The organism is Neptunomonas sp. (assembly GCF_016744175.1).
Classification (GTDB): Bacteria; Pseudomonadota; Gammaproteobacteria; order Pseudomonadales; family Balneatricaceae; genus Neptunomonas.
This window is the reverse complement of sequence record NZ_JADGEV010000048.1, coordinates 21665-28757: the sequence shown is the minus strand read 5'-3', so window position 1 is coordinate 28757 and position 7093 is coordinate 21665. Positions and strand designations below refer to the sequence as shown.

The window sequence follows — 7093 nt, the reverse complement described above, 5'->3', positions numbered from 1 at the left end:
TTTCAGGAACATCAGATTCACCACTTTTTTGTTTTCACGACACACATGCCGGTTTTAACTGGCAGTGTTTCACTCTTCTTCAAATAATGACGCAAGCCTAACAATCCAAAAAGTGTACTTTGGCGCGCAAAAACTAGTTCCTTGGTACTAGGCTTTAACGTCGACACACAGAACACTGAAACCATATACAAAGACAAACGGCTCGGTTGATAGTCATCAAAACGTGGCAACAGTGTTAAGATCCCAGCGTTTTTTTGCATATCAGGAATTAAATGGTGAATTAGTGAATGAATTAGCTCAAAGTTGAATTTGAGGCTCATTCAATTTGAGAAATACAGGAGCGAATCATGGCGGGAGGCTGGTCCCGAGACGGGGCAGTTCAAGATCAAATTGATGCCAATGTAGAAGATGCGATAGCGCTGGCTCGCAGTCGGTTACCTATCGGCGATAGTTTAACGCATTGCGAGGAATGTGAAGCCATCATCCCAGAAGCCCGACGTAAGGCTGTCCACGGCGTGCGATTATGCGTCCGCTGCCAGACAGAGCTCGACCAACAGCAAGCGAACCTCAGTAGCTATAACCGACGCGGCAGCAAAGACAGCCAATTGAGGTGACCTTCAAACAGAACGTAAAGGGCATAGTTCTATAGGTTTTGTAATTAAGTGGGTGCCGATGAAACATGCCGGGAATAATAAAAATAAGTTTAATCTGACCCCACTAATTTTGGAATTTTAAATGTTTGGCTGTCCTACGTCTCTCTCTGAATATATGCTAAACATCTTTGAAAATAGTTATTTTCCTGAAAATAATCAGTATAGGAGTATTCATGAAACAAATAGAGGTAGTAGCAGCAATTATACAATGTGGTAAAGAAACACTTTGCGTTCAACGTGGACCAGCAAAGCTTGAATACATTTCAAAAAAATATGAATTCCCTGGTGGTAAGATTGAAGTTGGAGAGACAAAAGAGTCTGCAATAATTAGAGAAATTAAAGAAGAGTTGCATTTAGATATTATCGAACCAAAATTCTTCAATACCGTTCATCACCAATATCCAGACTTTTACATTACGATGCACTCTTTTATTTGTCTAGTCGAGCATAAGGATATAACACTGACTGAACACATTGATCAAAAGTGGCTGAAAATTGATGAGCTAAGCAACCTTGATTGGGCTGCAGCTGATATTCCAATAGTTCAAAAACTTCAAGCAGAACGCATATAAGAGTTCAAATTACATGATATTAGATGAACTGAGTAGAAGTTTAAAGACAGGTTTTATTGATAAAGAATCAATTTCTGAAACGTTGTATCAACCGACGTTATTGATCAACAAAAAAAGCCCACCACAAAAAGTACTCTCTACAATTTTAGAGGAGTTACGGTATTGTGATGAGTTCTATATTTCAGTAGCGTTTGTGACAACAAGTGGCGTGGCTACTTTAATGAATACCCTCAAAGACCTTGAAGGAAAAGGCGTTAAAGGAAAAGTTGTTGTCTCACAGTACTTAAACTTTACTCAGCCTGAAGCTCTCAGAAAACTTTTAAAATTCACTAATATTGAACTGCGTATTGCCATCAATCAAAACTCCCATTCAAAAGGGTATTTGTTTAAGAGATCGGAATATCATAATCTGATTATAGGTAGTAGTAACCTTACGGCATCAGCACTGGCTACAAATAAAGAGTGGAATCTTAAAGTATCAGCACTTCATTCCAGCAGTATTGTTGGAAAAATCATTGGGGAGTTTGATGCGGATTTTCAAAGTGGCACGCCTGTTACTGCATCATTTATCGATACCTATGAAGATATTTATAATAAACAAAATATTCTATCTAAAGCACATGAAAAAGCATTTATTAAACCTGAAGTATCGCCAAATTCTATGCAGGAAGAAGCGCTAAATAATATCAATAATTTAAGAAATAGTGGTGCTAAAAAAGCTCTTCTTATATCTGCAACAGGTACAGGTAAAACCTATTTGTCTGCTTTTGATGCACAGGCTTTTCAACCAAAACGATTATTGTTTTTAGTGCATAGAAGAACCATCGCACTAAAATCATTGAAAACGTTCCAGAATATTTTTGGAGCGGATAAAACAATGGGAGAATATTCTGGCTCTCAACAAGAGCGGGATAAAGACTTTCTATTTTCTACCGTGCAAACTATTTCAAAACAAAACCACTTAGATCAATTCGATAAAGACTATTTCGACTATATCGTAATTGATGAGTCTCATCGTTCAGGAGCAGATTCATATAAACGACTTCTTGGATATTTTAAACCGCGTTTTTTATTGGGAATGACAGCGACGCCAGAAAGAACTGATGGTGAAGATATCTTTAGTTTATTTGACCATAACATTGCTTATGAGATTCGCTTGAACAGAGCGATGGAAGAAGAGATGTTAAGTAACTTTCATTATTACGGAGTTACTGATCTGATAGTTGATGATGTCGTACAAGAAAACACGCGAGACTTTGCATTTCTTTCATCAGATGAAAGAGCTGATAATATTATTAAGCATGCTCGCTTTTATGGTTCTGATAACGGTATTACACGAGGTCTAGTTTTTTGTTCACGAAATGAAGAATCGAAGAAGTTGGCCGATGTATTTAATCAGAGCGGCTTTCGTTCTTTAGCGCTCTCCGGAGAAAATTCGGAAGATGAAAGAAGTCATGCTATTGACCTATTGGAGTCTGATAACTTAGCAGAAAAATTGGATTATATTTTCACCGTTGATATTTTTAATGAGGGAATTGATATTCCGAAAGTGAATCAGATTATAATGATTCGACCTACAGATTCTGCAATCATTTTTGTACAACAGCTGGGACGTGGACTGCGCAAAGTAGGTGGTAAGGGATACCTTACAGTTATTGATTTTATTGGAAATTATACTAACAACTACCTCATTCCCATTGCTCTTTATGGTGACACTTCATATAACAAAGATGCTTTACGTAGATCAATATCAAGCGGCAGTAGACTAATCCCTGGAAGTTCCACGGTCAATTTTGATGCAATTACTAAAGAACGAATTTTTGCATCAATTGATTCTGCAAATATGAAAATGCTTACAGACTTGAAAAAGGATTACTTCCTTTTAAAGCATAAGCTTGGTCGTATACCTTTGATGATGGATTTTGTCGAGCATGGTTCACGAGATCCATTTTTGTACATAGGCTATTCAAAATCATTTCTCAATTTTGTGTGTAAGGTTGAAAAAAATTTCACACATTCACTTTCAGAAAAATCTGTAAAGCTACTTGAATTTTTTTCTAATGAAGTAAACAACGCAAAAAGAGTTGAAGAAAGCATAATACTTAATGAGTTACTACAGGGGAATATCTGCACAGTTTCACAATTAAAAAATATTATATCTGATAACTATCATTATGAAGTTTCAGATAAAACAGTAGAGTCGTGTCTAAACAATCTTAACTTTAAATTCATTCGTGAAAAGAACTCTGGAAAATTATTCACGCTTAATGAAATTTATGGATTAAATATTTTAACACTTGATGACGGTGTCTTTCACTTAACTACAGAATTCAAAGCATTACTTGAACAAGATCCGTTTGAACAATATTTACAAGACTCTATTAACTATTCAATTCATAAATTTAATGAAATATATGAAATAAAAAACTGGCGACATGGTTTTTGTTTGTATGAAAAGTATTCCAGAAAAGATGTTTTTAGGATTTTAAATGTAGATACAAACCCAGTGGCTCAAAATGTAGGTGGTTATCTTGTCAGTCCTGACAACACACATTGCCCCATCTTCGTTAACTACCATAAAGATGAAGATATTTCTGAATCAACTAAATATGAAGATGAATTTATTAACAACAAAGAATTTTCATGGATGTCAAAGTCTAATCGAAAATTAGCAAGTAGTGACGTTCAATCGATACTAGGTAATAGAGGAAATATTAGACTTCCATTGTTTATAAAAAAGAGTAACGATGAAGGCATTGAATTTTACTATATGGGTGATGTTGAACCAGAACAAGATAAAGTTGAACAAGCCTCAATGAATTCAGACAATGGAAAAAAAGTACCTGTGGTCAGATTTATTTTCAGTCTGTCTACACCCGTTTCTGACGAAATGTATCAGTATCTTCGAGAAAAAGAAGTAGTCAAAATTAAGAATACTCCAACTCTAAAAGTGGTTCCATTTACTATTTTTGAAAATGTTACAGACGATAAAGAACAGAACCTCATACCATTTTATGACTTTTATGCTGCGGCAGGTTCTTTTAGTGAGATGCAAGAGAACAAAGATTTTAATATGATTGAGGTACCTTTGCAGTACTCAGCAGACCAAAAATATTTCTCTTGTAGGGTTGTTGGTGAATCTATGAACCGTAGAATTAAGAATAATTCTATTTGTATCTTCAAGGAACCGCTTGGTGGTTCTCGAAATGGTAAAATTGTTCTCGTTGAAAACTATGGCAAAAATGACGAAGAATATAATTCATCATTTACTATTAAAACATATGCTAGTGAAAAAAGAGTCTCTGATAATGGTGAGTGGGAGCATTCTGTTATTTTACTGAAGCCAAACTCCACAGATTCACTATTTGAAGATATTGTCCTTCATGAAGATGATTGTGACAATATGCGAATCGTTGGCGAATTTGTTACCGTGCTAGAAGAATAACAATTCAATATTTCTATCTGTTCACATTACTAATGTTAGAATAAATCCCGAACTACCAACAGTCCGGGATATTAATACCGCTAAATCAATTTACCCAAACGCTCGATCGACTAACGCTTTAGCATCACTTTCTAACTGCGCTAAATGCTCGTCAGATACAAAGCTTTCCAGATAGATTTTGTAGATATTTTCAGTACCCGATGGACGTGCGGCAAACCAACCATTCGCGGTTTGTACCTTTAATCCACCGATAGACGCTCCGTTACCCGGCGCTTGGGTTAAAATGCCCGTAATCGCATCGCCCGCTAAGCGATCACCCCGGACTGAATCAGTACTCAACGAAGACAGCAGGGCTTTCTGCTCAGCGGAACACGGCACATCAATACGCTTATAAATTGGGCGCCCATAGCGCGCTACTTGCGCTTCATACAGCGCGTGCGGATCCTTACCGGTGACGGCTAAGATCTCCGCCGCCAGCAGGCCTAAAATGATACCGTCTTTATCTGTTGTCCAAACGCTACCGTCTTTACGCAGGAAAGAAGCACCGGCACTCTCTTCACCACCAAACGCCATCTCGCCGCTGAATAAACCTTCGACATACCATTTAAAACCAACAGGTACCTCGCACAGTGTTTTACCCAAACCATCAACAACACGGTCAATCATGGCACTGGACACCAGCGTTTTACCAAATTGAATATCATCTGACCATTGCGGGCGGTGCGTCGCTAAATACTCAATCGCAACAGCTAAGTAAGCATTCGGGTTCATCAGACCGGATCCGGCACACACAATACCGTGACGGTCAAAATCAGGGTCATTAGCGATAGAGATATCATACTTATCTTTTAGCGCGAGCAGGTTCTGCATCGCATAGCTGGATGAGCAATCCATGCGGATACGGCCATCTATATCCAGCGGCATAAAGCCAAAGGTAAAGTCGACCTTATCGTTCACGACGTCGATATTCAGGTTGTACTTTGCAGCAATTGGCTTCCAGAAGTGCAAGCCTGAACCTCCCATGGGATCCACCCCGATTTTGATGCCGGCTTTGGCAATCGCCTGCATATCAATCACGGATGCCAGATCACTGACGTAATGATCGATGTAATCAAACGGTTCGATCAACACATTATCTTTAAGCGCTTCAGCCGGTAGCCATTCCCCACCCTCTAACTCAGCTTCCAGCAGAGCGTTAGCACGTTTGGCAATCCAGTTAGTTATATCCTGATCGGCAGGGCCACCCTTAACCGAGTTGTATTTAATGCCGCCATCTTCTGGCGGGTTGTGCGAAGGGGTAATCACGATACCATCGGCAAGATCACCGCCCTGTGCGTTATGCGTCAAAATTGCATGCGATATCACAGGTGTCGGTGTGTAGCCATCACCCTCTTGAACACGCACACGAATGCCGTTTGCCACTAGCACTTCCAGCGCCGTACTAAATGCAGCTTCAGACAAGGCATGTGTATCTTTACCCAAGTACAGCGGCCCCGTGATACCCTGCTCTTGTCGGTATTCTGCAATGGCTTGGCAGATCGCTATAATATGGTCTTCGTTAAAGGTCGTTTTTAATGCCGAACCACGATGGCCAGACGTACCAAAACTAACCTGTTGCTCAGGATGCTCTATGATATCGGGCTGCTGACGATAATAAGCCGCCACTAGCGCTGGGATATTAACCAAAGAATCGTGCGGGGCAATCTTTCCTGCATCCGGGTGAATAGCCATAAAACAAGCCTGTCCTTTTCCATGAATAAATAACCTAATGCTCGGCTATCTAGGGAAGAGATGCAACGATGCTATGAGCATCATAGCGAGTTTTAATCATATTATTAGCATTGCACCATTCGATTGAAACCTTCGGCCACTAACGAGGCTAAGTGGCCGCATCGCCAGCAAATACAGTGCTACTTCACGCTAAAAATCCCTTTCATACCTTTCACTTTCAAGCCTGCAGAGTAAAACTCAAACTCACCGGTTTTTATAGGTACGAAGTAAATCTCGGCTTCTCCTTCTTGCTCAAACTCCAGTTCAGTTAAGCTCATTGCTTTAATTTCCATATCACCCGCTTCTACTTTTCGAAGGAATATAGACTGGAAAAAACCCGGTGCACGAAGAGCATATTCGGTTTGGCCGCTAGAAATTATTTTCAGTTTATAAGATTTTCCAGTTTCCAGTTCATAGCGCGTTTGTGATAAATAATAACGATTATCCTCAGTGCCCAATACCAAATTTGGCAGCTTGACTGGTCGTCGAGTTAAATCACCTTCAGCAAGCGCTTGCTGTCCGGACAATAACATCGCGGCACAAATGGCCGGCGTAAGTAACTTATTAATAAATCGCATTTCATCACCCTGTGCATAGCATCTTTAATTTTCTCTTATTCATGCTAAAGCGCCCGCCTAACAACAAAATACTAC

5 protein-coding genes are annotated in these 7093 nt (G+C 39.3%); 3 read left to right on the top strand and 2 right to left on the bottom strand.

Annotated elements, in window-relative coordinates:
- The first annotated feature begins 347 nt into the window (after window positions 1-347).
- The 3 genes from QZZ55_RS16875 (at window position 348) to QZZ55_RS16865 (ending at window position 4670) form a co-directional block, all read left to right on the top strand.
- Entirely contained in the window at window positions 348-614 is a 267-nt protein-coding gene (locus tag QZZ55_RS16875) for a DksA/TraR family C4-type zinc finger protein (RefSeq protein WP_293268597.1), read from the top strand.
- 212 nt (window positions 615-826) lie between these two features.
- The gene (locus QZZ55_RS16870; protein ID WP_293268596.1) at window positions 827-1225 is read left to right on the top strand and encodes a (deoxy)nucleoside triphosphate pyrophosphohydrolase; all 399 of its coding nucleotides are present in this window, start codon (window positions 827-829) and stop codon (window positions 1223-1225) included.
- A gap of 13 nt (window positions 1226-1238) precedes the next feature.
- A complete protein-coding gene (locus QZZ55_RS16865; protein ID WP_293268595.1) occupies window positions 1239-4670 on the top strand; it encodes a DUF3427 domain-containing protein in 3432 nt (1143 codons plus the stop codon).
- A gap of 90 nt (window positions 4671-4760) precedes the next feature.
- Here QZZ55_RS16865 and pgm read toward each other — a convergent pair whose 3' ends face one another.
- Both pgm and QZZ55_RS16855 read right to left on the bottom strand, forming a co-directional pair.
- Window positions 4761-6401 (bottom strand): phosphoglucomutase (alpha-D-glucose-1,6-bisphosphate-dependent), encoded by a 1641-nt coding sequence (gene pgm, locus QZZ55_RS16860; protein ID WP_293268594.1) that lies wholly within the window; start codon window positions 6399-6401, stop codon window positions 4761-4763.
- A 179-nt stretch (window positions 6402-6580) separates the two neighbouring features.
- Window positions 6581-7018 carry a copper-binding protein gene (locus tag QZZ55_RS16855; protein WP_293268593.1) on the bottom strand — a complete coding sequence of 146 codons (438 nt, stop codon included), beginning with the start codon at window positions 7016-7018 and terminating at the stop codon, window positions 6581-6583.
- Window positions 7019-7093: the final 75 nt, after the last annotated feature.

Coding starts and splice junctions, on each gene's coding strand:
- QZZ55_RS16870 (WP_293268596.1), top strand. CDS start 827: ATGAAACAAATAGAGGTAGTAGCAGCAATTATACAATGTGGTAAAGAA.
- QZZ55_RS16875 (WP_293268597.1), top strand. CDS start 348: ATGGCGGGAGGCTGGTCCCGAGACGGGGCAGTTCAAGATCAAATTGAT.
- pgm (WP_293268594.1), bottom strand. CDS start 6,401: ATGGCTATTCACCCGGATGCAGGAAAGATTGCCCCGCACGATTCTTTG.
- QZZ55_RS16865 (WP_293268595.1), top strand. CDS start 1,239: ATGATATTAGATGAACTGAGTAGAAGTTTAAAGACAGGTTTTATTGAT.
- QZZ55_RS16855 (WP_293268593.1), bottom strand. CDS start 7,018: ATGCGATTTATTAATAAGTTACTTACGCCGGCCATTTGTGCCGCGATG.